At 55.1% G+C, this 24,966-nt stretch carries 22 protein-coding genes and 1 riboswitch; of the genes, 9 read left to right on the top strand and 13 right to left on the bottom strand.

The features are described 5' to 3' along the window. The first annotated feature begins 70 nt into the window (after positions 1 to 70). From ACOOGA_RS01495 to ACOOGA_RS01515, 5 genes are all read left to right on the top strand, one after another. Positions 71 to 1,417: an MFS transporter gene (locus ACOOGA_RS01495; protein WP_417461026.1), complete on the top strand. Its 1,347-nt coding sequence runs from the start codon at positions 71 to 73 to the stop codon at positions 1,415 to 1,417. A 45-nt stretch (positions 1,418 to 1,462) separates the two neighbouring features. Continuing rightward, complete coding sequence (locus ACOOGA_RS01500) at positions 1,463 to 2,113, top strand: hypothetical protein (RefSeq protein ID WP_417461027.1); 651 nt, start codon at positions 1,463 to 1,465, stop codon at positions 2,111 to 2,113. 106 nt (positions 2,114 to 2,219) lie between these two features. Continuing rightward, on the top strand, positions 2,220 to 3,875 hold the full coding sequence (locus tag ACOOGA_RS01505) for an ATP-dependent nuclease (protein WP_417461028.1): 1,656 nt from the start codon (positions 2,220 to 2,222) through the stop codon (positions 3,873 to 3,875). 14 nt (positions 3,876 to 3,889) lie between these two features. Next, positions 3,890 to 4,819, top strand: coding sequence for a sulfite exporter TauE/SafE family protein (locus ACOOGA_RS01510; RefSeq protein ID WP_417461029.1), 930 nt, complete (start codon positions 3,890 to 3,892; stop codon positions 4,817 to 4,819). A 219-nt stretch (positions 4,820 to 5,038) separates the two neighbouring features. Next, complete coding sequence (locus ACOOGA_RS01515; protein ID WP_417461030.1) at positions 5,039 to 5,695, top strand: hypothetical protein; 657 nt, start codon at positions 5,039 to 5,041, stop codon at positions 5,693 to 5,695. Between the two features lie 45 nt (positions 5,696 to 5,740). On the opposite strand, the gene ACOOGA_RS01520 is transcribed toward ACOOGA_RS01515, so the two are convergent. After that, positions 5,741 to 5,959: a hypothetical protein gene (locus tag ACOOGA_RS01520; protein ID WP_417461031.1), complete on the bottom strand. Its 219-nt coding sequence runs from the start codon at positions 5,957 to 5,959 to the stop codon at positions 5,741 to 5,743. Positions 5,960 to 6,174: 215 nt separating this feature from the next. Between ACOOGA_RS01520 and ACOOGA_RS01525 the strand changes: the two genes are divergently transcribed. After that, entirely contained in the window at positions 6,175 to 8,166 is a 1,992-nt protein-coding gene (locus ACOOGA_RS01525; protein WP_420429323.1) for a hypothetical protein, read from the top strand. Positions 8,167 to 8,181: 15 nt separating this feature from the next. Then, complete coding sequence (locus ACOOGA_RS01530; RefSeq protein WP_420429325.1) at positions 8,182 to 9,570, top strand: S1 family peptidase; 1,389 nt, start codon at positions 8,182 to 8,184, stop codon at positions 9,568 to 9,570. 190 nt (positions 9,571 to 9,760) lie between these two features. Here the strand turns inward: ACOOGA_RS01530 and ACOOGA_RS01535 are convergent, their stop codons facing one another. From ACOOGA_RS01535 to ACOOGA_RS01565, 7 genes are all read right to left on the bottom strand, one after another. Continuing rightward, a complete protein-coding gene (locus ACOOGA_RS01535; protein WP_420429327.1) occupies positions 9,761 to 10,498 on the bottom strand; it encodes a hypothetical protein in 738 nt (245 codons plus the stop codon). A 345-nt stretch (positions 10,499 to 10,843) separates the two neighbouring features. After that, a complete protein-coding gene (gene katG / locus ACOOGA_RS01540; RefSeq protein WP_420429329.1) occupies positions 10,844 to 13,015 on the bottom strand; it encodes a catalase/peroxidase HPI in 2,172 nt (723 codons plus the stop codon). A 513-nt stretch (positions 13,016 to 13,528) separates the two neighbouring features. Then, positions 13,529 to 15,367, bottom strand: coding sequence for a phosphomethylpyrimidine synthase ThiC (gene thiC, locus ACOOGA_RS01545; RefSeq protein ID WP_417461036.1), 1,839 nt, complete (start codon positions 15,365 to 15,367; stop codon positions 13,529 to 13,531). After that, positions 15,363 to 15,484: riboswitch (TPP riboswitch) on the bottom strand. Its footprint overlaps the gene before it by 5 nt. Before the next feature lie 186 nt (positions 15,485 to 15,670). Then, positions 15,671 to 16,438, bottom strand: coding sequence for a TorF family putative porin (locus ACOOGA_RS01550; RefSeq protein ID WP_420429331.1), 768 nt, complete (start codon positions 16,436 to 16,438; stop codon positions 15,671 to 15,673). Between the two features lie 35 nt (positions 16,439 to 16,473). After that, positions 16,474 to 18,720 (bottom strand): methyl-accepting chemotaxis protein, encoded by a 2,247-nt coding sequence (locus ACOOGA_RS01555; RefSeq protein ID WP_420429333.1) that lies wholly within the window; start codon positions 18,718 to 18,720, stop codon positions 16,474 to 16,476. Between the two features lie 271 nt (positions 18,721 to 18,991). After that, the gene (locus tag ACOOGA_RS01560) at positions 18,992 to 19,471 is read right to left on the bottom strand and encodes a GNAT family N-acetyltransferase (RefSeq protein WP_420429335.1); all 480 of its coding nucleotides are present in this window, start codon (positions 19,469 to 19,471) and stop codon (positions 18,992 to 18,994) included. Positions 19,472 to 19,660: 189 nt separating this feature from the next. Next, the gene (locus ACOOGA_RS01565; RefSeq protein ID WP_417461040.1) at positions 19,661 to 19,864 is read right to left on the bottom strand and encodes a hypothetical protein; all 204 of its coding nucleotides are present in this window, start codon (positions 19,862 to 19,864) and stop codon (positions 19,661 to 19,663) included. A 23-nt stretch (positions 19,865 to 19,887) separates the two neighbouring features. On the opposite strand from ACOOGA_RS01565, the gene ACOOGA_RS01570 reads away from it, so the two are divergent. Then, positions 19,888 to 20,313, top strand: coding sequence for a hypothetical protein (locus ACOOGA_RS01570; RefSeq protein WP_417461041.1), 426 nt, complete (start codon positions 19,888 to 19,890; stop codon positions 20,311 to 20,313). 60 nt (positions 20,314 to 20,373) lie between these two features. After that, a complete protein-coding gene (locus ACOOGA_RS01575) occupies positions 20,374 to 21,264 on the top strand; it encodes a hypothetical protein (protein ID WP_420429337.1) in 891 nt (296 codons plus the stop codon). Positions 21,265 to 21,617: 353 nt separating this feature from the next. Here ACOOGA_RS01575 and rpsD read toward each other — a convergent pair whose 3' ends face one another. The 5 genes from rpsD to ACOOGA_RS01600 form a co-directional block, all read right to left on the bottom strand. Continuing rightward, entirely contained in the window at positions 21,618 to 22,229 is a 612-nt protein-coding gene (gene rpsD / locus ACOOGA_RS01580; RefSeq protein ID WP_417461043.1) for a 30S ribosomal protein S4, read from the bottom strand. 178 nt (positions 22,230 to 22,407) lie between these two features. Next, positions 22,408 to 23,103: an MBL fold metallo-hydrolase gene (locus tag ACOOGA_RS01585; RefSeq protein WP_417461044.1), complete on the bottom strand. Its 696-nt coding sequence runs from the start codon at positions 23,101 to 23,103 to the stop codon at positions 22,408 to 22,410. Between the two features lie 9 nt (positions 23,104 to 23,112). Then, a complete protein-coding gene (locus ACOOGA_RS01590) occupies positions 23,113 to 23,652 on the bottom strand; it encodes a rhodanese-like domain-containing protein (protein ID WP_417461045.1) in 540 nt (179 codons plus the stop codon). A 16-nt stretch (positions 23,653 to 23,668) separates the two neighbouring features. Beyond that, positions 23,669 to 23,896, bottom strand: coding sequence for a metal-sensing transcriptional repressor (locus tag ACOOGA_RS01595; protein ID WP_417461046.1), 228 nt, complete (start codon positions 23,894 to 23,896; stop codon positions 23,669 to 23,671). A 139-nt stretch (positions 23,897 to 24,035) separates the two neighbouring features. Next, complete coding sequence (locus ACOOGA_RS01600) at positions 24,036 to 24,920, bottom strand: NAD(P)-dependent oxidoreductase (protein ID WP_417461047.1); 885 nt, start codon at positions 24,918 to 24,920, stop codon at positions 24,036 to 24,038. Positions 24,921 to 24,966: the final 46 nt, after the last annotated feature.

Consider the following 24,966-nt stretch of genomic DNA (forward strand, 5'->3'; position numbering starts at 1 on the left):
AAGGCTGGCGTGTTCTGCCTCGTTGGCCACAAAAATAAAACCGCCAGCACATGATAAAAACGAGGATAGAATGACAGAGCACCCCACAGCCAAGGGCGACGCACGCCCAAATTCTGCCGGTACAGAACCCGCCCCCCAGCCAAGCCCGAAGAACAAAAGCTTCTTCTGGCTTATTGTCAGCGGTTTCATCTCCATGATCGGGGATCAGTTCACGCTTATCGGCCTGCCGTGGCTTACGCTCAAGCTCACGGGTGACCCCATGGCGCTTGGTCTTGTACTGGCGGTTGTCGGCCTGCCGCGTGCCATTTTCATCCTGCTGGGCGGCGCGATTGTGGACCGCTATTCCCCCAAAGGCGTGCTTCTTGTGTCCAAATATGTCAACACCGCGCTTCTGGGCGTGCTGGCGGGCCTTGTGTTTACGGGCGGGCTTACCCTGCCGCTTCTATACCTGCTTGCCGCTGCCATCGGGCTTGCCAGCGCCTTTGCTTACCCCGCTGGCATGTCTATCCTGCCGTTTGTTGTGCCGCGTGAAAAGCTCGCGCAGGCCAATGGCCTCACCATGGCCTCGCGGCAGGTTACCTTTTTCATCGGCCCGCTGATTGCCGGTTTTGTCATCGCGCTTTTTGGGCCGGACGGCCTGAACAGCGGCGCACCAGCCGCAAACCCGCTGGCGGCAGAGGCCACAGGCCTCGCCCTTGTGTTTGCGCTTGATGGCCTCAGTTTCCTCGTCTCCGGCTTCATGCTGCATCTGGTGCACACGCGCAAAGCCGAGCAACCGGCGGGCACCGCAAACGTGCTCCGCCTCATGGTGGAAGGTATCCGCAATATATTGGGCGACCGTGACCTCCGCCTGCTGTTCGCCTATATGGCGCTCATTCAAATATTCGTGGTTGGGCCCTTGCAGGTGGGCCTGCCCGTATTCGCGGAAAGTCACCTGGACGGCGGCGCCGCCTCCTTCGGTACCATCATGGCCGCCCACGGTGCCGGGGTGCTTGTTGGCGTGCTGGTTGCGGGCGCGGGGCTCAAGCTCGGTTTCCGCACGCTGGGGCAAACCTTCCTCTCCATCGATATCCTTATCGGGCTTGGTGTTGCGGCTTTCGCTTTTGTCACCACCACGCTTTCCGGCGGGGCCATCATGGCGGCGGCTGGTTTCCTTGGCGGCATTGTGCAGGTACGCATTTTCTCATGGCTTCAGGCCCGCACACCGCCCGCACAAATGGGCCGGGTGATGAGCTTTTTCATGTTCATCGTTATGGGCATGGCGCCCATTTCGGCCTCTGCCGCAGGCTGGGTGCTGAGCTTTGTAGACATCACCACCTTCTTCCTTGCCTCAGGCCTTATGCTCACGCTTACCGCAGCCATCAGCCTGATGATCAAACCGATGCGGGAGGTTGGCGCGCCTGTCGGGCAAGATTAACCAATAGGGCTGGCGGGTATGCTGCATATCAGGCATACTCGCCTTATGGTTAACACAGACAACACCAGCCCTGAGGGCACCGAAACAACCGAAGAAATTCGCCGTAACCGCTGGTGTGAAAGCTTCGGCTCGAACGAGAACAGCATCATGGTGTTTAACGACCTGTGCACCCGCATGAGCGGGGAAGGCCGCCATTACCACACCATGGAGCATATCGACGAGTTGCTCGCGCTCGCGGAAACCGCCGACATCACCGATAAATGGTTCCATGCCGCCTTGTGGTTTCATGATGTGGTCTATCATCCCGGCGCCAAAAACAACGAGGAATTCAGCGCCCGCTTGGCAGGCAAAGCCATGCCGGTGTTAGGTATGGAAGGTGATGAGCAGGCCAAAACCATGGCCGCCATTCGCGCCACCAAAACCCACAAAATCCCCAAGGGCACGGACAAGGACATTCAGCTTTTTCTTGATGCCGATATGGCCATTCTGGGCGCGGAGCGGGAGCGATATAAGCGCTACGCCGCAGATATCCGGCGGGAGTTCAGCCATATAAGCGGCTGGCGCTACGCATGGGGTCGCAGGCGTTTCCTTAAATCATGCCTCAAGCGCAAAGCCATTTTCCTCAGCCCCTGGTTTAACCACAAGTTCGAAGCCCGCGCCCGCGCCAATATTCAGGCGGAACTGAAGGGGTTTTAGAGGGGCACTGTCCATTTCAAGCGTATTCACCCCCGTATTTCATTTGACAACTTGCCGCTAGGCATCACTAAAATGACCTCATAAGTTAAGAATTGGGGGGGGCACGATGGTTAAAAACGATAATCTTCCATTGATCGAAAAAATTGAAATTAAATACTTTAGGTCAATCCATGATGTGACGTTGAATAGATGCGAAAGAATTAACATAATTACCGGAGGAAATGATTCTGGAAAATCTAACGTGCTTCGTGCGCTAAACTTGTTTTTTTCTAACCAGACTGATTTTGATATTCCTTATGACTTTGAAAAAGACTTAGCCATTCGACGAGTTGCCGAAACCCAAGCTAGTCGCAAGCAAGCATTTATTTATGTCAAAATAACTTTCAACAACATATTTCAATTCCAGTCTCTCCCTAAACAGTTCGCCGTAAAAAAACAGTGGAACCGGTACTGGGATGAGCCTGATACCTCCTATTTCCCCCGAAATCTAAAATCGGCGAACGTTTCGAAGTTTCTCAATCGTATCCAACTTCACTATGTTCCTGCCATTAAAGACCGTGAAATCTTCCAGCACTATCTGAAGCTAGTTCACAACACATTAGTAAGCAGCAATGTTCAGTTGCGTACTGCTTCTCGACAATTTTCTGATGTTATATCGGCAGCCACTCAATCTATGGAGGAACGGATCAAAAGTGGTATTGGCGTAGAAAGCCGCATCGATTTTCCAGACGATCTTAGTATACTCTTTGGCGACCTCGACTTCTCTACTATGATATCAGATAATGTTTGGCTTAGTTTTAAACAAAGAGGCGACGGCATTCAGATAGGCCACATTCCCTATATTCTAGACTTTCTCGCTAGGCAGAATACGGATAAAGCCTTTGTTTGGGTATACGAAGAGCCAGAAAACTCACTGGAAATGACTCGCGCTTTTGAATTGGCCGACAAGTTCCTCAATGACTTTAGCAAGAAGAACCAAATCTTTCTTACCACACATTCACCGGCTTTTTATGCGCTCGAAGGACCTCACGCAAAAAAGTGGTTCGTTGACCAAACACGCGAAGCTGTGGAAGAAAAACACTACTATTCGTCGAGAGTAACCCCCTCAGACAGTATTGATGACGTTGACAATCTACTCGGCGTAGCAGCTCTCATTAAGAAGCATGCAAAAAAGATTTTCGACGAAAGAGAAATTCTATTAAAGCAAGCTAAACGACTAACACAGTTAGAAAAATCGACGTTGGTTTGCGAAGGCTCAACAGATGTCAAGTATATTCAAAAGGCCATTGAGATACTAGACCCTGAACTCGCTATACATATAACAGTTCAGGAAGTAGGTGCGAATAATAAAAATACCGGCTCCGATAGCCTCAAAAAACTTCGCACTCTACTGATAAACAACGACAATATAACCAGCGGTAGATGTATATTTGTTTTTGATTGCGACGAGACCTCATTGCCACATCAAGAGACTGGTAAGATCTCCACATTTCGGTTCAACAGACTAGATGGCCGACCTCTGAAAAATGGCATTGAAAACAATTTTCCCAACGAGACCTTGGACTGCATCTATTCCGACGAAGAACGGTTTTGGAGTTTAAGAAGCAAAACCGGGTCCGGAGGAGCAGTAATTAGCCAAGTGCGGGAGCTTAAAAAGACCGAAGTTTGCGAGTTTATCTGCAACCGTGCATTAGAGGAGGACTTCCAACCATTTCACCCTTTAGTTTCCTTTATTAGAGAGAATGTGATCCTTAATGAATAAAAGGATTTAACTCCTTGAATCAGAATATTATCCCTAGACGCCTGCCGGTGCGTGTTCGGCGTTTCATCATGTTCGGGGCCGGTATGCTCGCGCTCGGCTTTCTCACCATCCTGTGGCTTGGCTGGAGTGTGATGTTGGACGGTATGACCAGCTTTTTCCTGTTTCTCGTGGCTGTGGGCGGTGCGACGATTGCCAACGCAACCGGGGTTGGGGGTGGTGTGGTGTTTCTGCCCGCCTTTGAGTATCTGGGCAGCACGGGGCTTGTGAGCATTACCGCCGCCCAGATTGTGGGCATGAGTTTCATCATCCAGTGTTTTGGCATGACGACGGGGTCGCTTAACTGGCTTGGCCGCATTTATGACCACCGGGCGGCGGATACGGGCGTGCAGCCGCGCGCCTTCTGGCGGCTTCTTGGCATTGTGATGGTGATGGCCCTGCCCGCGCTGTTGCTCACGCAAGCCAGCTTTGATGCACCGCCTGAGGCTGTGCTGTTGTGGTTCAAAACGCTTTCCATCGCCCTTGGGCTCACGCTTCTTGTTACCACACTGGTATCGCGCCAGAACGCGCTGCCGCGCCTGGAGGTTGGCGTGGTGGATTATATCGCGCTTGCCGTGCTGGGGCTTATTGGCGGGGTGGCGACGGCGTTTTTCTCCGTCGGTGTGGGGGAACTGATGGCGCTATATCTGTTCATTCGCAACTTCCCACTTATTACCGCCGCGGGTGTTGCCGTGATGGCGAGCAGCCTGAGCGTGCTTTCGGGCGTTTGGCACCATATCCTTAGCGACCCGCAGCCGTGGGGCATGCTGATTTTCCTCGCGCTTGGGTGCACGGTGGGCGGGGCATTGGCCCGGCATTTTGCGCTGATGTTGGGCGCGCGGCGGTTGAAGATATTCGCGAGCCTTTGGATCACGCTCTCCAGCGCTTACCTCTTGTTTGTGCACTAACCCCCTGTTTTGACAAACAAAGATTCACGTATTAAGCTTCTCCTATAATAGAAGCGCCGGACAATGAGCCTGCGCCGGATGACGACGAGCGAGGAAACACTGGTTTCCTCATATATCCGCCCCCAAAGGGGCCAATAACACCCTGCCATGCCTGGGGCGATACGCTTTGCTGCATCCATCTGCCGCCGGGCCAATAATAACGTGAGAGGAAACCGAGAGATGAAAACATTCCAGAAATTTGGCGGGCTAGCCGCCATCCTTGAGGCGGCCGCCTATATTTTTGGCTTCAGCCTGTATTTCACCGTGTTTACCACGCCGGTGGAAGGGGGCCTTATGGGCCGCCTGGCGTTCGCGGAGGCCAACAGCACGATCCTGTTCATTCAAAACCTGATCATATACGTGGGCTTTGGCGCGCTGCTTATTGTGCTGACACTGGCACTTTATGACCGCATGAAAACGCTCACGCCTGCCCTGTCGCTCACCGCAGCGGGTTTTGGCATCGTGTGGGCCACGCTGGTGATTGCAAGTGGCATGCTCGGCAATGTGGGCCTTGAAGCCGCGCTCGCGCTGAAAAGCACGGATGCAGACGCAGCTGCCATGTTGCTCAAGACCACAGGCACCGTGCAAAACGGCCTTGGTGGCGGCAATGAGATTGTGGGCGGCATCTGGGTGCTGCTGATCAGCATTGCGGGCTTGAGAAGCGCCGCGCTGCCGCGTTTCCTCAACTATCTTGGGCTTGTTGTCGGCGGTGCCGGGCTTTTAAGCACGATCCCCGGTTTAGGTGATCTGGGTGCTATATTCGGGCTGGGCCAGATTGTCTGGTTTATCTGGATTGGCGCCGCGATGATCCGCAGCCCTGAGGTGCAGCAGGCTTAAGCGTTTGCACTAAAAAAGGTGGGAGGTCACCCTCACCCGTCTGGGCTACTGGCTCCGGCGGGTGAAAAGCAGATAGATGAAAAGCGAGAGGCCGATGCCTACCGGCATGCCAATGGCGTAGCCCGTAGCCCAGTCGCCCATATAACGCGCGAGGCCCACACTGAGAGCGGTGCCAAGCCCTGCGCCCACGGCAACAGCCGCGCCAACGCCCACACGCTTGCTGTCCTCAGTGCCATCAGATGAATGATGTTTTACCTGCCCCATGGCTTTCCCCTCTTTGTCACATTCCCTACGATAGTACTTATTCCCCGTTGGCAGCATACAGGCGCTAACCCGCTTTTGCCAAGCCCACATGGGACAAGTGTCCGCCTGCCCCCCAAGGAACCAGTGGAATTTTCCTAAAAAACAACCTATAGTATTCATCCTGCCCGAAAAAATCGATGTTTCAAGTTCTGGTAACACATGAAAAGGGGGAACCCATGTTGTTCAGGAGCCTATCAACACTCATGCTCGCCGGTTGTGTGGCGACAGTTTCAACAACCCAGGTGGACGCAAAAACCGAAGTACGCACCTATATCTCGCAGAAGTGTTTGCTTTCACCCGATCCGAAAGAAGAAGACAAGGTACTGGGCTTCCTCGCAGGGATTTTTGTGCCCATGGCGCTTGAATGGGTGATCGGCGGCGTTGCCAAAAGCATCCGCGAAGCATCGAAAGAAAAAAGCCACACGCTGACCGACAAGGACACATTTGATCTGTATGTGGCCCGAACCGTCAAGATTCCCGAGCCGCCAAGGCTTGCACCGATCCTGCCAAACCCAAAATTCGGCTGCCTGACCACCGTGGTGGGAGAGTTTGAAGACGCGGCAGTCAATGATGTGTTTGAGCTACACAGGGTCAAAAAAACAAGCCCGGTGGATTTCAGCGCAGACAATTCGATGGAGATGGTGAGCCAGCGCCTCAAGGACAATAAAATCAAGATCAAGGGCACACCCAAGATCGTCTATGAAGGCCGCATTGCCTATTCAAACGACCAAACAGCTTTCCAGCTTAAAAGCCAGTATCTGCAGGTCGACCAGCTTCATTCCACCACCAGTAAAAAGGCGCGTGGCATGACCCTCATGTATGAGATCAAAGGTCCTGCAGCGGAAGAGGACGGCTCGAGCTATGCGCTGATCGCGCTCGGGTTTGGCGATGTTGCGCGCGGCAAGAAGATGACACCAGCTGATTTTGCCAGCGGTAAAAAACCGGGCGCGGAAACCGGCTGGGTGCGCGCCGTGGGCCTGCCCTATCATTCCCGCGTGGCGTACTTGCGGGCCGTGAAAACGGGTAATCTAAAAATGAACGGCTACGCCCCTGCACGGCTTATCACCCGCCTCACGGAAATTGAAGCCGCCAATAAAACCGGGCTGTTTATTGCCGAGGTGCTGGACGGTGTGAAAGAAGACGTGGCGGCTGAGATCGCGAAGAAAATCCTGCCTGAATCCCGCAGGGCCGCCGAGAAGGAAGAAACCGCTAAAATTCAGGGGCTTGAGCAAGCCAAACGCGACGCAGAGATTGCGCTGGCCGAAGCCAAGGCCCTGCTGATTGCGGCGCAAACCTGCGCAGACGGTGTGAGCGCTGCGGTCTGTGACCAGAACAAGGCCGTCGCGGAGCTGAAGGTTGCCAACGCGCAAGCCAAATATGACATCGCCAAAGCCAACCTTGAGAGCGAGCTGGGCAGCGGCAAAATTGTCGGCGTGCTTGAGCCTGCCCCCACGGCCCCTGCGCCTGATGCTGCCATGCCGCCCGGCGGCGGTGTGGAGAAAGAATCCATGGCACCTGAAATGATGGCCGCTAGCCGCACGTTCAAGGTCGTCAAGGAAGGCAACCAACTGCTGATCGACAATAAGTCGTTTTTCCTCACCCCCGCGAAATGGCCGCAAAACACCATTTTTGTGTGCTGGGAAAACCCGGAAGGCGGGGCGGAGGCTGATCGTCAGCTTGTAAAAGCCGCGGTTGACAACAGCTGGCAGGCACACTCGGGCCTGAGCTTCAAGGGCTGGGGCCAATGCACAGACGGCACCCGCGGCATTCGTATCCGTATTGACGACAGCAGCCCGCACAACGGCCCGCACGTGAAAGGGCTCGGCAAATATATGGACGGCGTGAAAGACGGCATGGTCTTGAACTTCACCTTCCGCCGCTGGGGCAGCGACTACTGTGCACCGTCTGAAAACAGGCGTCAGTCCTGTATTTATTCCATCGCGGTGCATGAGTTTGGCCATGCCATTGGCCTTGCGCATGAACACAACAGCTGGGATACGCCAGGTGAGTGCCAGATTGCCCCTCAAGGCACGGACGGTGACGTGATGTTGACCGAGTATGACCCGGATTCTGTGATGAACTATTGCAACGAGCGTTATAATAACGATGGCGAGTTGAGCCCGCTTGATATCGCAGGCATCCAGTTCATCTATGGCGCGCCTTACTGATCCGGGCCACTCAAGATGAAACACTCTTTCCTCACCTTGAGCCTTACCGCTGTGCTGGCGATCAGCACAGCGCAGGCGCTTCACGCCCAAGGTGTGCAGCAAACCCATGAGCAGGTCTCAAAAGCACTGGGCTATGTGGTGGCCAAAGCCCTGATGGCGGAAGATACCCTCAGCCCCGGCGTGCCGGTTGAAAGCCACGCCACCGGCTTTTTCATTGACCGCTTTGGCACCATGGTCACCAACCATCATCTGCTGGAAGCCCTTGGCAACTATGAGCCATCAACGCTCACCATCACCGTGCATATGGGGGACATATATGCGAGCGAGAAGCGCCCGGCAGAAGTTGATTTTCTTGATGCGACGAAAGACCTTCTGGTCCTCAGGGTGCGTGGCAGTTTTGGCCATAAGTTCAACCATGTACGGCCCGATTTCGCCTATCAGACTGACATCACACTCGCGCAAACACCCGTCTACACCATGGGCTTCCCGGAAGGCTACAGCTACATGACAGGCGACGGCAAGATCAACGCGTTTGACGGCCCCAGCGGGCACCTTTACCTGTGGGTCACCAACATGCAGTTCAAATCGGGGCAAAGCGGCAGCCCGGTGTATCTGGAGGATGGCCGCATCGTCGGCGTCGTCAAGGGGCAGGAACGCGGCTTCGCCCAGAATAATTTCATCATCCCGTTCCGCTATGTGGCGCGGATTGCTGGCCCTGGTTATTTTGGCCCCACGGAGGTGGTGGACAAGTCCACTGATGATATCATCGCAGCCATGAAACCAGAGCCCGCGCGTCTCAAGGTTTATGGCCATGTGCCCTCCCCCAGCGTTGAACGGCGCACGGTGAACCGCACGTTCGAGCGCGCCAATGCACCCTGCACACCAAGCGAAAATCTTGTGTGGGGTGTCGAGGCAGCAGATGGCTGGATGATCGACACCAGCACGATTGAAACCCGTGTGGTGCGGAAAGCGGCAAAAGCGCTGTTCTCAGGCCTTGATGCCGTGAGTGAAAAGGCCTTCCAGTTGAAGGCAAAGCTTGAGAACGCGGGCGACTGTGTGCGCGACCCCTCTGGCCGGGTGATCGATGAAGACGTGCCCGCAAGCCTTGATGTGGGCGTAACCTATACGGAGCTTCGCGAAATAATGGTGCCCAAACAGCGCCTGCTCTATGAAGCGGCCTATGACGGTAAAGCCGTTGCGCTTGATGTGCTGCCGGAAGGTGTCACGGACGTGAAAGCCACGGTATCACTTGGCGGCAATATGGAGATTGCCCTCACCCCCGGTGACGGCAACCCCGATTTTGGCATCATCGCCAAGGGCAACACACTTGAGCTGAGCCCCGAAAGCGGCTGGCTCAACCGCCTGCGCGGCCTCAGGGACGAGGCAGCTGAGGCGATTGGATAGCTGCCTGCCACCAAACCCATTGCACCAGCGCGATATCATAAAAATCCGCGCCTGTTCAATGGGTTAGGCATACCATTCCCGTGTTATTTTTATATCAAACGCGGGCAGCATGCCCAGTAGGGCGGGAGAGCGTCAAGGCCTGCTATCCTCATTCACCTGAACACGACCACATCAAACCTATCAAATAATTCTAACCAGTCACGAGTTCTACCAATGGTGTGCCATTTGTGACCTTCTCTCGGTGCTGCCTTACAAAACTGTGAAGAGCCTGCTTGGTCTCCTCTCCTTGCCCCTTTAGGGAAGCGGTAAAGAAAAGAATGTTGGGAGCGACCCGGCCACGCACGACCGGAAAAATATCGGCGTCTGACATCATGATACTGAGGGTTTGGCTTATCATGGTCGCTCTTTTAATCGGGTCGCACTGGCGCGCAAACTGAATCGAAACCACTGTTTTTCCTGCATTAATATAGTCTTGAAATTCCTCATACAGGGCGTATTTGGGAGCTTTACTTCTACTCATTGATGGCACCTGAAACCCATTGTCTGGATCAAGAAAAACCAGTTCGGACGATCGCATAGCCTGGCAAGCCTTTAGGTGCCACGCCTCCCGATCTTCCTTTCCCAAGACATTCCCATAAAACTGACTATTTTCGGGCAGTACGCCAGCCGTCTGTATATTTTCCAGTGTGCGTTCAGCCGGTTCACTAAAACGATCTAAGTGGGTCAACACCTCGGCGTCCAAGGTCTTCCAGCGTGTGCCGTTCAAGTGATGGCGCTTCTCTCCATGATTATTGCCTGCAGCGTCGACCTCTGCTGGATCGGTCAGATACCAATTGACCCCAAGAGATAGACCGGTCTCTCGAACCAAATGCCTTAACAACGCATATTTAATGCAATCATGCGTGTCACCCAAATATCTAGTCTGCATACAGCCCCCCAATAAAAAAGACCTGAGCATGGTGCCTCGGCCTTTGCGTTCTCGTCAAGCGTGTAAGTGTAAAACCTACTCATGCCGTCACCCCCGCGAAGGCGGGGGTCCAGAAGGGTTTGGGGAAAGCCCGCCCTTTACACTGGATTCCCGCCTTCGCGGGAATGACGGGTGAGAGAGCGGGAATGACGTGTGTATGCGAGGGGATTACCGGCATGGCTGTGGGAGTGACGTTTGTGGCTGCCGCAATGACGTGTGCGGACGCCGGTGTAAAGGTTGTATGCTGGTAGTATGGTCCCCCCATCCTCACCCCCGCTGATGCGGAGGTGAGGATGGGTGTTAAGTTTACGCCGCCAGATCAAACCGGTCTGCGTTCATCACCTTGGTCCAGGCGCGCACAAAGTCTGCAACAAACTTGCCTGCGCTATCGTCCTGCGCATACAGCTCAGCATAGGCCCGCAATATAGAGTTTGAGCCGATAACAAGGTCGATGCGGGTGGCTGTCCACCGCACGGTGCCGGTTGCGCGTTCCACCACCTCATAGAGGTTTTCGCCCTTCGGTTTCCACGTGTAGGCCATGTCTGTCACATTCACGAAAAAGTCATTCGTGAGCGCGCCTTTATGGTCTGTGAACACACCGTGTTTTGTGCCGCCATGGTTGGTGCCCAGCATGCGCATGCCGCCGATCAGCACGGTCATTTCATGCGCCGTGAGGCCCATGAGTTGCGCACGGTCGAGTAGCAGCTCCTCAGGGCTGACCGCATAGTCTTTCTTGAGCCAGTTGCGGAAACCGTCGTGGATAGGCTCCAGCACATCAAAGGATGCGGCGTCAGTCATCTCATCGGTGGCATCACCCCGGCCCGGCTCAAACGGCACGGTAACGGTGTGGCCAGCGGCTTTTGCTGCCTGCTCAACGCCCACATTACCGGCCAGCACGATAACGTCCGCCACGCTGGCGCCATGCTCAGCCGCGATGCCTTCCAGCACCTTCAGCACTTTGGCCAGGCGGGCTGGCTCATTGCCTTCCCAGTCCTTTTGGGGGGCAAGGCGGATGCGGGCCCCATTGGCACCGCCGCGCATGTCCGAGCCCCGGAAGGTGCGGGCACTGTCCCACGCGGTGCTGACAAGCTCAGCAACGCTCAGGCCGCTTGCCGCGATTTTGGCTTTCACCGCCGCCACGTCATAGCCCGATGGGCCTTCGGGGATCGGGTCCTGCCAGATCAGGTCTTCCTTCGGTACATCCGGGCCAATGTAACGCACGCGCGGCCCCATATCGCGGTGCGTGAGCTTGAACCATGCACGGGCGAAAGTTTCGCGGAAATAGTCGGGGTCGTCCTGGAACCGCTCAGATATCTTGCGGTAGGCCGGGTCTTTGATCATCGCCATGTCGGCGTCTGTCATGATCGGGTTATAGCGGATGGAGGGGTCTTCAACATCAACGGGCTTGTCTTCCTCGGCAATGTCTACCGGCTCCCACTGCCATGCGCCTGCGGGGCTTTTTTTCAGCTCCCACTCATGGCCGAACAGCATGTCGAAGAATCCGCCGTCAAACTTGGTGGGGTGGGTTGTCCACGCGCCTTCAATACCGCTGGTGACCGTGTTGCGACCGATGCCGCGAGTGGTTTTATTGATCCAGCCCATGCCCTGATCTTCAAGCGGGGCGCCTTCAGGGTCCGGCCCCAGGTTTGCTGCGTCACCGTTGCCGTGGGTTTTGCCAACTGTATGGCCGCCTGCGGTCAGCGCGACGGTTTCTTCGTCATCCATCGCCATGCGGGCAAAGGTTTCGCGCACGTCATGCGCGGTTTTCAAAGGGTCAGGGTTGCCGCCCACGCCCTCGGGGTTCACGTATATGAGGCCCATTTGCACAGCGGCCAGCGGGTTTTCAAGGCTTGTGCGGTCATCGCCTTCGCCGTCATACCGCGTGGCGCCAAGCCATTCTTTTTCAGCACCCCAATAGGTGTCATTCTCCGGGTGCCAGATATCTTCGCGGCCAAAAGCAAAGCCGTAAGTTTTCAGGCCCATGTTCTCATAGGCGATGGTGCCCGCGAGGATGATGAGGTCAGCCCAGCTGATTTTATTGCCGTATTTTTTCTTGATCGGCCACAAAAGGCGGCGGGCTTTATCAAGGTTCACGTTATCGGGCCAGCTGTTGAGCGGCGCAAAACGCTGGTTGCCGCTGCCGCCACCACCACGGCCATCCGCCATGCGGTAAGACCCGGCCGCGTGCCACGACATGCGGATCATCAGGCCGCCATAGTGGCCCCAATCCGCCGGCCACCAGTCCTGACTGTCGGTCATCAGCGCGTGCAGGTCTGCCTTCAGCGCATCAACATCCAGTTTTTTCAGTTCTTCGCGGTAGTTGAAGTCCGGCCCCATGGGGTTCGACTTCACGTCATGCTGGTGCAGGATGTCGAAATTGAGGGCGTTGGGCCACCAATCCTTGTTCGACGCGCTGCTTGCGGTATTGCCGCCGTGCATCACCGGGCATTTGCCTGCAGTTTTGATTTTTTCATCCATGATAGGCTCCAATCTGTTTTGGGACGGCCAGCGGGGATGTCGGGGGCTGACTGTCTTGACATGGGAACAACCTTACTATGGCGCAGGCGCGGCGCTAAATTTGTTTCCTTGATGACAGTCAGTGGAACTATTGATGACTGCCTCTGGCTGGATTTCCGCTGCGACCATACTCCCCGCCATCTGCTCGGATAGGTGAGCGATGCGAGAAGCCATTGAGAGAGAATGCCACGGGTGGCCCTCACTCTACCATGACCAAAGTCAATCTGTGTTAGAAATAAAAAGACCGGAGCGAGTGCCCCGGCCTTTGTGTTTTCGTCAAGGTTGTAATCCCGTACCGTCACCGCCCTCGAAGGCGGGGTCCAGAAATGTGGGCGGCTTGGTAGTGCCTCGCCCTTTACACTGGATTCCCGCCTGCGCGGGAATGACGGAAGTGAGGGCCGGAATGACAAGCATGGCGGCGAGAATGACGTGTCCGGTAGGCTATGCCCGCCTTCGCGGGCACGCCAATGTCACCTACTCCGCAGCTTCAACCTCTTCCGCAGGCAGGTAGAGGTCTGCGCCGCGTTTTTTGAACTCTTCCGACATCTGTTTCATGCCGGTCTCCGCTTCCTCTTTCGCGGCGGCGAAGTCCCGCACTTCCTGCGTGATTTTCATCGAGCAGAATTTGGGCCCACACATGGAACAGAAGTGCGCCACTTTGTGCGCCTCCTTGGGCAAGGTCTGGTCGTGATAGTCACGCGCTGTTTCAGGGTCGAGGCTCAGGTTGAACTGGTCTTCCCAGCGGAACTCGAACCGCGCGCGGGAAACCGCGTCGTCCCTGAGCTGCGATGCCGGGTGACCTTTGGCCAAATCTGCCGCGTGAGCCGCAAGCTTGTAGGTGATCACACCCACTTTCACGTCGTTGCGGTCCGGCAGGCCAAGGTGTTCCTTCGGCGTGACGTAACACAGCATTGCCGTGCCGTACCAGCCGATCTGCGCGGCGCCAATGGCCGACGTGATATGGTCATACCCCGGTGCGATATCGGTTGTGAGCGGCCCGAGGGTGTAGAACGGCGCTTCATGGCAGTGCTTCAATTGCTCTTCCATGTTTTCCTTGATCTTGTGCATGGCCACGTGGCCGGGGCCTTCGATCATCACCTGTACATCATGTTTCCATGCGATTTTGGTCAGCTCACCAAGGGTGCGCAGCTCAGCAAACTGAGCTTCGTCGTTCGCATCAGCAATCGAGCCAGGGCGCAAGCCATCCCCAAGGGAGAAGGAAACGTCATAGCGTTTCATGATCTCGCAGATATCCTCAAAGTGAGTGTAGAGGAAGCTTTCCTTGTGGTGCGCCAGACACCATTTCGCCATGATTGAGCCACCGCGGGAAACAATCCCGGTGACACGCTTGGCGGTCAGGTGGATGAACGGCAGGCGCACGCCCGCGTGAATGGTGAAATAGTCAACGCCCTGCTCACACTGCTCAATCAGCGTATCGCGGTAAATCTCCCACGTCAGGTCTTCGGCCACGCCGTCCACCTTCTCAAGCGCCTGATAGATCGGCACGGTGCCAATAGGCACAGGTGAGTTGCGGATGATCCATTCCCGCGTGTTGTGAATGTTGCGGCCTGTGGAAAGGTCCATCACTGTATCCGCGCCCCAGCGGGTGGCCCAGACCATTTTGTCCACCTCTTCCGCGATGGAAGAGCTGACCGCCGAGTTGCCGATGTTGGCGTTGATTTTAACGAGGAAGTTACGGCCGATGATCATCGGCTCGGTTTCCGGGTGGTTGATGTTATTGGGAATAATGGCACGGCCAGCGGCGATCTCGTCCCGCACGAACTCAGCCGTGATATAATCCGGGATATTGGCGCCCATGGGGTCACCGTCGCGCTTCAGCTTCTCAGCCGTCACCTTACGGCCAAGGTTTTCGCGCACAGCCACATATTCCATCTCAGGCGTGATCAGGCCTTTGCGGGCATAGTGCATCTGGCTCACATTGGCGCCTTCGCGTGCCCGCAGCGGGCGTTTTTTTACCGGGAATTCAGGCGCCAGATAGTCGCCTTCCACCTTGCCGTTATCTTCCGGCTTGATCTCGCGGCCTTCGTATTCTTCCACGTCACCACGGCCTTCAACCCACGCCCGGCGCAGGTCCTTGAGGCCTTCATAGATGTCGATATTGGCTGTGGGGTCAGAATATGGCCCTGAGGTGTCATAGACACGCACCGGTACCTCGTTGGCCGAGGGATGCAGGTGAATTTCCCGCATCGGTACGCGGATGGTGGGGTCCAGTTCAGACCGCACGTAAATCTTTTTCGAGCCCGGCAGTTCGCCGGTCGTAATATTAAAGCTTTGGTTTGCTGTATCAGGCATATGATTGCTCCGTCCCTTGCGCTGGTGTTAGCCAGATCAGGTTCTAAGGGTCTCTGCACCGATATTTTGCAGACTCTCAGCCCTCAGCCAAAGCGGCGGGCTCCCCTCGGAACGCAGTTAAGTTGAAGTGCCTTATGTACGCCCCCGGGCGCGCGCTCGCAAGGGCTTTCCCCGAAAAAGCGATCCAGAAAAAGCGACCCGAAAAAATGAGCTGCAGAATATCAAAGCCACCCATAACATAAAAAAAGCGGGCGCGCATAGCTGCACGCCCGCCCCGCCTGATGGCGCCTGCTCCCAATAGGTTTAGAAGCTGGCGCTTAACATAGCCACAACCCCGCCCTTGCCTTCGCGGGTATCCACATTGGTATCCACATATTGAAGCGACAAGGTGAACTGCTCAAAATTATAGCCCACGCCTGCGTTCCAGTCCCACTTGTTGCTGCCAAAGGCGCCGTCTTCATAGGCCAGATGCCCCATGAGGGAGAACGGGCTGTTGCCAAGCGGCATCTCACCGTCCAGATACAGGTAGATATTATCTGCGTCGCCGGTGTTTTCCTGTGCCCAGACATAGGCACCCCCGAGCGTCCAGCTTGCAGGCCCCATTTCACCACCCACAGAGCCATATACTTCAAGATAATAGGTGCCGCTTGAACCGGGATATGTGTATGCCAAAAGGCCGATATCGGTGGACAAGCCGCCAATCTCGCTTGCGTACCCGCCATAAATATCCAGCTCAAACTCGGAACCTGCGTAACTCTCAATCGAGCTGCCCCATGTGCCCAGGTAAAAGCCACTTTCATGTTCGGCGTCAAAACCGCCCTGAATGGCAAAATCCTTGTCCGAGAGCGAGATACCCCGGAAGCGGTAATCGCTTGTGATCGCCGCATTGGCGGAAAGGGACAGGCCAGAGCTATCCTGCGCCCGCGCACCGCCCGCATTCAGCGCCATGGCACCGGCAACACCAAAGCCGATAGTAAGCCACAACAGGGCGCGCTTGAGCCTGGCTGTTCCCGGCACCGATTGCGCCTTGGCTGCCGCCGCATGTTGCTGATTTTTCTGTGTTTTTCTCATATTCAACTCCTTGAAAGGCTGGCCTTGAGCGGCTTCTAAGCCCTCATCACGTTGCGGATGTTACCGAGGAAATCTTCAACCGAGGTTTTGAGCGATGTGGACACGCCCGACACCTCATGCGACGCCGTGAGCACCTGACCAGACGCAGCCATGGTTTCAGACGCGCCTTCGGACACGCTGACGATATTGCGGTTCACGTCCTGTGTGCCCGTGGCTGCTTCCTGCACGTTGCGGGCAATCTCGCCCGTCGCGGCACGCTGCTGCTCAATAGCGGCCGCAACTGCAGATGCCAGCTCTGCCGTTTCCTGTACCGCTTTGCGGATCGCATCCATCGAGCGGCTGGCCACCGAGGTTTTATCCTGCACCGCACGGATCTGCTGCTCGATCTGGTCTGTTGCTTTTGCGGTTTGCCCGGCCAGTGACTTGACCTCAGAGGCAACCACGGCAAAACCCTTGCCTGCGTCACCCGCCCGTGCAGCCTCAATGGTAGCGTTCAGGGCCAGCAGGTTGGTTTGCTCAGCGATATCATTAATAAGCTTCACAACGTCGGTGATTTCTTGCGAGGCGTGTTCAAGCTCAGACATCACGCCGCCCGCCTCTTCCGCTTTTTCTGCGGCAGACATATTAGCGGCGTTTGAGCGTTCGATCTGTTGGCCGATCTCAGTGATGGAGGCGCTCAGCTCTTCGGTCGCGCTGGCAACGGTCTGCACGTTCACGGTGGCTTCCTCAGCCGCCGCAGCCACGGTGGCAGACAGTTCGTTCGTGTGCTCTGCCGTGCCGGTCATTGACTGGGCTGTGCGCTCAAGCTCGTTGGCAGCAGCAGAAACGGTGGTGAGCAGTTCTGACGTTTTTTCGTCAAAGGCCACGATCAGCGCACCCATCTCGTTCACGCGGGCTTCCTTGGCTTCGGCCTCAACCCGCTCACGCTCACGCTCCTGCTCCAGCCGTTCCGCTTCCTCGCGGCGATGGCGTTCATCAAGTTCTGCACGCTCTGCCGCTTCACGGTCGGCTTGCTCACGCAAGCGGCTGCGCTCAAGCAGGTTATCCTTGAAGATGCCAACAGCCTTGGCCATATCGCCGATTTCATCGCTATAGTCCTGATGCGGCACGGTGACTTCATCGTTGCCGTCTGCCAGCTCACCCATCACGCCGACCATATTGTGGATCGGGCGGGTGATAGTGCGCGCGAAGAAAAAGCCAAGTACGCCAATGATCAGTGCAAACAGCGCCGCAATAAGCATGAGGAACCAACCCATGGAAACGATAGGCGCGTCCATCTCCGCCACATCAAGCTCACCGATCAGCACCCATTTGGTGCCGAGAAACTCAACCGGCACATAAGCAGAAACCACATCAATCCCGCGGTAATCTTCAATTTCCTGCACACCTGACTGGCCGCGCAGGCCCGCTTCCACGGTTTCACCGGCAACCTTCACATTCAGGATGGTACTTTTCTCTGAGAAGCGACTGTCGGACCGCATGAAATGGTCTTGCCCAACAATATAGGTTTCCCCGCTTTCGCCCATGCCTGCGGTTTTTTGCATGATATTGTTGATGCGCTCAATCGGCATCTGGAACACCAGCACACCCATGGTATTGCCGCTCTCGTCCGCAACAGCTTGAGAGATAAAGCTCGCGGGTGCGCCGTGGCTTGGTGCGTAAGCCTTGAAATCAAAAAAACTGTCTTTCCCGGTTGGGCCCGCCTTCATCGCCGCGCGAAATGCATTCCCAAGGTCAGTGGCTCGCCACTTGCCGTCGTTCAGGTTGGTGGCATAGTCCAGCTCCTTGAAAACGGAGTAAACAAGGTTGCCTTCTATATCCAAAAGGAAAACATCATAATAACCGCGGCGTTGTTGCAGCGCATGAAACCACGGATGGAAGCGCGCATGGGCCTCGCTATAACCTGAACCGTCGCCTGCGCTATAGAGCTTGTCTTTCTCGCCCGTCGGATGGGGGTTCTCTTCGATATAAAGCTGTTGCAACAAGGGCCCCGGGTTGCCACCCATGTCCTGCCAACCAGTGGCAAAGGCACCGAGCGCCTCCCGCGTATGAGGGTTTGACGCCACAAGACGCATATCCTCCTCAATCGAGGACAGATATCCCTGCAGTTCAGATTTTCTGGCGTCCAACACGGCAGAAAGCCGGTCCTTCACTTGAGTACTGACCTCTCCACCTGCCTGAAAAAAGGCAAAGAGCGAGACCACAGTGGAGGTGAGAACAACGATCAGGATAACAACAAGTGGTAGGCGGGTAGATATACGCAACCCATTTAACTTAAGCATTTAGGACCTCTTTGGAATGCTGGTGCAGTCAAAGCGAGGTCTGGTTAGCCATCACCCCCAGGGTGACTTTGCATGGTGAGCGCAAAGTTTCATGCTTGTATCTACTCTTGAGGGCTTACTAGCCTCAAGACACAGAATTACCTGAACAGTTTAAAATTTTACTAATTTTCAAATACTTAGAACATTATTTTTTTGTTTCATTCGAAACTGACGCATTGGCGAATATATTTGCAATTTATGAGACAAATAAATCAATCAAAGGCTGCAAAGCCTACAGCGTCTTGATGAATTGAAACTCGGTGGTGTTTGAGCTGTCGTGCAGGTCTCGGGTTTTTGCCTGTTTGACGTAGCCTTCGCGCTCATAGAAGCGGTGCGCGCGGGTAAACCGGGTATCGGACCACAACTCCATCGTTGCGGCACCACGGGCTTTTGCCAATGTTTCCACATGGTGCAGAAGTTTGAGCCCCATGCCGGAGCCACGCAGACCAGCACTCAGATATATGCGCTTGAGCTGATACTGGGTGCCTTCGATCTGGCTATAGGAAACACAGGCCAGAAGGCCGTCTTCGCCCTCAACAACAAACCCCTCACCGCCTTCAGCCTCTATATAGCTTGCGTAGGCGTTCAGGTCACTGTCCAGCCCATCTGGCTCAAGGTAGACACCTTCATATTCGCCAAAAATGCTGCCGATCAGTTCAATCAGCGCCGGGCCATCTTCATCCCGCACATGCCTGAGGTTCAATTCGCGCATCGTATTTCCTTCAAACAGTCTTTGATTTGACGAACGCATATAAATACAGAATGCTGTGATGCACAAGGCAGCAATTTATAAATAAATGGAAAATAAACTAACAAATACAGTGTCAAATTATTTAATTAAATAAATAAAATACCTAACTATTGTAAATAAAAATATAAAACAAACATAATAAACAATGATTTAATGAACTAATAAAAAGGTATTTAATATGTCATTCAAAGATATGTTCAATTCAAAAACCAGCCCCCCAAAAAAGCAAGCTGCCTCCGTGAAAGATGCAGCGCCTGCTGCAGCTGAAATCAAGGCAACAACAGCCGATACACCTGTCGTCGCTAAATCCAAATAGTCCAAGCGGTGACGGAGTAGCTCACCATGCGCGGACATATCATCCCCTCGAGAGGGCTATCATGATCACACGCACGACTGAAAACATGGTGACTTTCCAACACCCCTTTGTGGTTTACGGCTATAAAAAAAGCCTGCCTGCGGGCGCATATAAGGTAGAATATGAAGAGGACCTGTTGCCCAATCTCTTCATCCCCGCCTTCCGCCGCATGCAGGCAACTCTGCATCTTCATGCTGAGGTCGCCCATCCAGGTGTGATGGAATATCTCACAATCACACCAAAAGAGCTGGAAGCCGCGCTCAAGCGCGATGAGACTACCACCTTGAAGTTGCTTCAGGCAGTCAGACCTTCAGAATTAGCTAACAAGACGGACCGCGACGCCATTGAGCGCGCGGAAGACGAAGGCATGATGTGGATGAGTGATGCTCTGCCGCAGCGCCACGAGAAAAACCATCCCGATGGCCTTCGCCGCCGACACAACAGTTAAGCCTGCCCTGGACCATTTTGGCGCACCCGCGCCCGCGCAAGCTTGACCCAAGGAAAAACCATGACCACGACTTACAAGCCACGCGATATTGTCGCTTATGTCTTCGCTCTTTCCATGCTGCTGCTATATGCCGGTGCGGCTGTGATGGCTGAAGAACAAACGACCAGAATCCCCGCAAACGCCCACGCACAAGGCTATGGCAACAGCTGGGATTGCGATAGCGGCTACCAGAAAACAGGCAACGAGTGCGTTGCTGTCACGCTCCCTGCAAATGCTTATCTGACCAACAAATCCTATGGGCGCGGCTGGGAGTGTAGGCGTGGTTTCAGGGAAAGTGGCATGGAATGCCAAGCTATCCAGATACCCGATAAAGCCTATCTGGCAGAGACCACATATGGTGCTGGCTGGAAATGTGAGCGTGGATACAGGGAACAGGAAAGCCTGTGCGTTCAGGTTACCTTGCCGCCAAATGCCTACCTGACCGACACCGCCTATGGTTCCGGCTGGGAATGTGTACGCGGCTTTCAAGCAACAGCAGACACATGCGTGGCCATCAACGTTCCTGAAAACGCTTTTTTGAGCTATTCGTCATATGAAGCCGATTGGCAGTGCGAACGTGGCTTCCAAAGGGAAAACGACCGCTGTAACGCCGTCGCTGTACCCTTGAACGCCTATCTCACCGGCTCGTCGTTCGGGCTGGGCTGGAAATGCGAGCGTGGGTATCAGAATGTCTCCAACACCTGTGTGCTTATCCCCATCCCCACGAACGGCTATTTTGTCGACGAATCCTACGGCGCCGGCTTCAAATGCGAACGTGGATACCGCGCCACACGCACCGACTGCGCCACTATTAAGCTGCCAGCAGGCGCTCATCTCGATTATACCGGCAACGATTGGACCTGCGACAAACCGCTTCGGCGTGAGCAAGACAAGTGTGTCGCCGATGATTGATATCAGAAGCGAGGGTAAAGCTAAGGCCCGAAGGCCAAACCGACCCGCTCAGATGGCGGTTGAGGCGCAACCTGCATGGGACACCCCAAAGGACCGGCTCTGCCTTCGCTGTGAGACACCCTTTCTTAGCGAGTGGTCTGGCCAGCGGCTTTGCCGACGCTGCAAAAGCACCAATACGTGGCGCAACAGTATGCCACTCTCAGGAAACGGTGGTAGACGCCAGCTGAGACGCAGCGGCTCATCTTCTCAGGATTGATCGCGCCGCCCTACAGCCAAAGAAAAAGACCGCCTGCATCTGCAAGCGGCCTTCTCTATAGAATGTCCAGACCTTTCGAAGTGGTTCATCCCCCGGATTAACGGGAGTAGAATTCCACCACGAGGTTCGGTTCCATGATCACTGGGTACGGTACTTCGTCCAGTGTCGGGATACGAACGTAGGTTGCTTTAAAAGCATCAACCGTCAGGTATTCCGGGGTCTCACGCTCTGGGCTTTGACCAGCTTCGATCACCATTGGAACGCCGCGTGATTTCTCACGAACTTCAACAACGTCACCAGGACGCAGCAGGCGTGATGGGATGTTACAGCGCTTGCCGTTCACGAGAACGTGGCCGTGGTTTACGAACTGACGCGCGGAAAACACGGTCGGCACGAACTTGGCACGGTATACGATAGCGTCCAGACGGCACTCAAGAATACCAATCAGGTTCTCACCGGTGTCGCCTTTGCGGCGGTCAGCTTCATCGTAGTAACGACGGAACTGTTTCTCGGTGATGTTACCGTAGTAACCTTTCAGCTTTTGCTTGGCGCGCAGCTGGATACCAAAGTCAGACAGCTTGCCTTTACGGCGCTGACCGTGTTGACCTGGGCCGTATTCCCGGCTGTTCACTGGAGACTTGGCACGGCCCCAGATGTTTTCGCCCATACGGCGGTCAATTTTATATTTCGCTTGGATACGCTTGGACATGCGAATCGCTCCTTTCAAATAAGCGCCACGGGCGTGTGCGGTCCGAAAACTGATGCACTATAGTACCCGTGCGGCCAAAATCACCATTGCCTTGGCCATTCATTAACGGGCGGGGAATATGGGAAAGCCGGGGTAAAGTCAACGGGAAAGTGCAGAAACCCGCGAAAAAACAGCAGAATCACACATTCCCGCACTCAAGGTTTGCAGGCACCGCCACATCCATGAACTTGGGGTTGGGCAGGTCAAGGCTATCCATCAGGGCAATATAGGCCGCTTTATCCGCCACCTGAAGGCGGGGGTTATGGGCCTTTTCCTCACCAATACGGCTTTCATTCATGCCTTTATAGTCGTGCGCCGGATAGACGATCGTATCGTCCGGCAAGGTTAGCAGTTTCCCCTGAAGGCTATCATACTGCATGCCCGCGTCCCCGTTCTGGAAGTCTGTGCGACCTGTGCCGCGAATAAGCAGCGTATCGCCCGTGAAAACCATGGTGCGCTTCCCGTCTCGCATTAGGAAGCTGTAACTGTCATCGGTGTGGCCCGGTGTAGCGATGGCTTGCAGCTTATATTGTCCGAAGGTCAGTTCCTCGCCATCCGCAATAAAGCGGGAAACACAGGCAGCGCCCGAGCCCACACCATGCACGCTTTCCACGCCATATTCATCACGCAGCGCGCCAAGCGCCGTGACATGGTCCGCATGCACGTGGGTATCAACGGCATATTTGAGCTTGAGGCCATATTCCCCCAGCAACCTCTGATACAGCGACATCTGCCCCAAAACCGGGTCGATTATCACTGCCTCGTGGGTATCTTCATCAGCCAGAAGATAGGTAAAGGTCCAGCTTTCTTCGTCAAACAATTGTCTGAAAAACATTCACGCCTCCTATGCTGTCACTTTGTTCCAGGGCATGCGGGCGAGCATCATACCCATGGCGCAGGTGTCTGTGATACCGGCAAACATAAGCCCCGCGCCTACAAATCCAGAAAGGGCAAAAAAGCCCGGGTTGATCAGATATCCAAGAACAGCGCCCGCAAGCACAAGGCCACCAGCGGCAATCCGCACCTGCCGCTCAAGCGACATCACGGCCCTGCCCTCGTTCACTGGCACACCAAACGCCTTACAGGCATCCGTGCCCCCTGCCACAACAACGACCGGGTGCCCCGACCCTGCAGCCGCCAGCTTAACAGCAGCCTGCTGTGCCCGCCCACCGCCTTTACACAAAACATAGATGGGGGTATCTGCACCGGCTTTACCTGCATCCGCCAGCACTACTGCAGGGTCAAAACTCTGAAGCGGATATAGCCTCACACCCGGGACATGGCAGGCCGCATGCTCGGCCTCAGTTCTGACGTCGATCACAAAAAGCGCCTTGTTCAGCTCACGCTCCGAGCAGAACTCCGCAACATCAATCTGTAAAACCATGAGTAACTCCTAACGTTTAAGCATATTTGCTGATCAAGGCACCTAGGTCAGCCAGATCATCTGCCTCACCCGCCCTGATGTGCGCTTCGATAATGCAGGCGAGCATGGTGTGCGCTGCTTTATCCATCGCCTTGCGGGCAGCAGCCATCTGCTGCACCACCATTTCACAGTCCGGCTCGTCCACGTCTATCAAGCGCTGAACACCCCGAAGCTGCCCCTCAATGCGGGCAAGGCGAGCTTTCATCGCCGATTTGTCCTTGGCATTAATCATCCCATAAACCTCATTATACTATACCCCCTATAGTATAATGACTAAAAGTCAAAAAGCAAGGGCAGCACCCGCGCACTGCCCTCAACTCACTGTAAAGCAATGATCTTAAACCTTATCCCCGAAAGCGGCGGATCAGGCTTGAGGTATCGTTTCTGTTGCCGCCCATATTCTGCACGTCACAGTAAAACTGGTCCACAAGGGCAGTGAGCGGCAGGGAAACACCCATTGAGTTTGCCTCACTGAGCACAATACCAAGGTCCTTGCGCATCCAGTCAACGGCAAAGCCAAAGTCAAACTTGCCGTCGATCATGGTCTCGGCCCGGTTTTCCATCTGCCAGCTTTGTGCCGCCCCTTTGGAGATCACATCAACCACAGCCTTGGCGTCAAGCCCGGCTTCCATAGCAAAATGCAGTGCTTCCGCGAGGCCCTGCACCACGCCCGCGATACACACCTGATTGACCATTTTGGTCAACTGCCCAGCGCCCGCAGCACCCAGAAGCTTGACCGACTTGGCATAGGTCGTGATCACGGGTTCCACTGTTTTGAACGCCGCATCGTCACCGCCACACATCACTGTCAGCGCCCCGTTCACAGCCCCCGCTTCGCCGCCTGAGACTGGCGCATCAATAAACTCAAGGCCCTTCTGCTTTGCAGCTATAGCCATGGTGCGGGCGCAATCGGCCGATGCCGTGGTGTGGTCAACAAAAATCGCACCCTGTTTCATGGCGTCAAAGGCGCCCTCCGGGCCCACGCAAACCTCGGCCACGTCCTTGTCTGCCCCCACGCAGGCAAACACGATGTCAGCGTCCGCTGCGGCACCGGCAGGCGTTGGTGCGGCATACAGCTCTCCCGTCGCCTTGTCAGCATAGTCTTCAACCCAGGCTTCGGCCTTGGCGCCAGTTCGATTAAAAACAGTAACATTGTGCCCTGCGGCGGCAAGGTGCCCCGCCATTGGATATCCCATGACACCCAAACCCAGAAATGCAACATTCGCCATGATACGCTCCCTTGCTGACTATTTATGGACTTCAAGGTCCATTAAG

Origin of the sequence: Kordiimonas sp. (assembly GCF_965216265.1) — a bacterium.
In the GTDB taxonomy this organism is placed as follows: domain Bacteria; phylum Pseudomonadota; class Alphaproteobacteria; order Sphingomonadales; family Kordiimonadaceae; genus Kordiimonas.

Excerpts from the sequence above, each read along its gene's own strand:
- ACOOGA_RS01495 (WP_417461026.1), top strand. The coding sequence starts at position 71 with ATGACAGAGCACCCCACAGCCAAGGGCGACGCACGCCCAAATTCTGCC.
- ACOOGA_RS01500 (WP_417461027.1), top strand. The coding sequence starts at position 1,463 with ATGGTTAACACAGACAACACCAGCCCTGAGGGCACCGAAACAACCGAA.
- ACOOGA_RS01505 (WP_417461028.1), top strand. The coding sequence starts at position 2,220 with ATGGTTAAAAACGATAATCTTCCATTGATCGAAAAAATTGAAATTAAA.
- ACOOGA_RS01515 (WP_417461030.1), top strand. The coding sequence starts at position 5,039 with ATGAAAACATTCCAGAAATTTGGCGGGCTAGCCGCCATCCTTGAGGCG.
- ACOOGA_RS01520 (WP_417461031.1), bottom strand. The coding sequence starts at position 5,959 with ATGGGGCAGGTAAAACATCATTCATCTGATGGCACTGAGGACAGCAAG.
- ACOOGA_RS01525 (WP_420429323.1), top strand. The coding sequence starts at position 6,175 with ATGTTGTTCAGGAGCCTATCAACACTCATGCTCGCCGGTTGTGTGGCG.
- ACOOGA_RS01530 (WP_420429325.1), top strand. The coding sequence starts at position 8,182 with ATGAAACACTCTTTCCTCACCTTGAGCCTTACCGCTGTGCTGGCGATC.
- ACOOGA_RS01535 (WP_420429327.1), bottom strand. The coding sequence starts at position 10,498 with ATGCAGACTAGATATTTGGGTGACACGCATGATTGCATTAAATATGCG.
- katG (WP_420429329.1), bottom strand. The coding sequence starts at position 13,015 with ATGGATGAAAAAATCAAAACTGCAGGCAAATGCCCGGTGATGCACGGC.
- thiC (WP_417461036.1), bottom strand. The coding sequence starts at position 15,367 with ATGCCTGATACAGCAAACCAAAGCTTTAATATTACGACCGGCGAACTG.
- ACOOGA_RS01550 (WP_420429331.1), bottom strand. The coding sequence starts at position 16,438 with ATGAGAAAAACACAGAAAAATCAGCAACATGCGGCGGCAGCCAAGGCG.
- ACOOGA_RS01555 (WP_420429333.1), bottom strand. The coding sequence starts at position 18,720 with ATGCTTAAGTTAAATGGGTTGCGTATATCTACCCGCCTACCACTTGTT.
- ACOOGA_RS01560 (WP_420429335.1), bottom strand. The coding sequence starts at position 19,471 with ATGCGCGAATTGAACCTCAGGCATGTGCGGGATGAAGATGGCCCGGCG.
- ACOOGA_RS01565 (WP_417461040.1), bottom strand. The coding sequence starts at position 19,864 with ATGTCCGCGCATGGTGAGCTACTCCGTCACCGCTTGGACTATTTGGAT.
- ACOOGA_RS01570 (WP_417461041.1), top strand. The coding sequence starts at position 19,888 with ATGATCACACGCACGACTGAAAACATGGTGACTTTCCAACACCCCTTT.
- ACOOGA_RS01575 (WP_420429337.1), top strand. The coding sequence starts at position 20,374 with ATGACCACGACTTACAAGCCACGCGATATTGTCGCTTATGTCTTCGCT.
- rpsD (WP_417461043.1), bottom strand. The coding sequence starts at position 22,229 with ATGTCCAAGCGTATCCAAGCGAAATATAAAATTGACCGCCGTATGGGC.
- ACOOGA_RS01585 (WP_417461044.1), bottom strand. The coding sequence starts at position 23,103 with ATGTTTTTCAGACAATTGTTTGACGAAGAAAGCTGGACCTTTACCTAT.
- ACOOGA_RS01590 (WP_417461045.1), bottom strand. The coding sequence starts at position 23,652 with ATGGTTTTACAGATTGATGTTGCGGAGTTCTGCTCGGAGCGTGAGCTG.
- ACOOGA_RS01595 (WP_417461046.1), bottom strand. The coding sequence starts at position 23,896 with ATGAAAGCTCGCCTTGCCCGCATTGAGGGGCAGCTTCGGGGTGTTCAG.
- ACOOGA_RS01600 (WP_417461047.1), bottom strand. The coding sequence starts at position 24,920 with ATGGCGAATGTTGCATTTCTGGGTTTGGGTGTCATGGGATATCCAATG.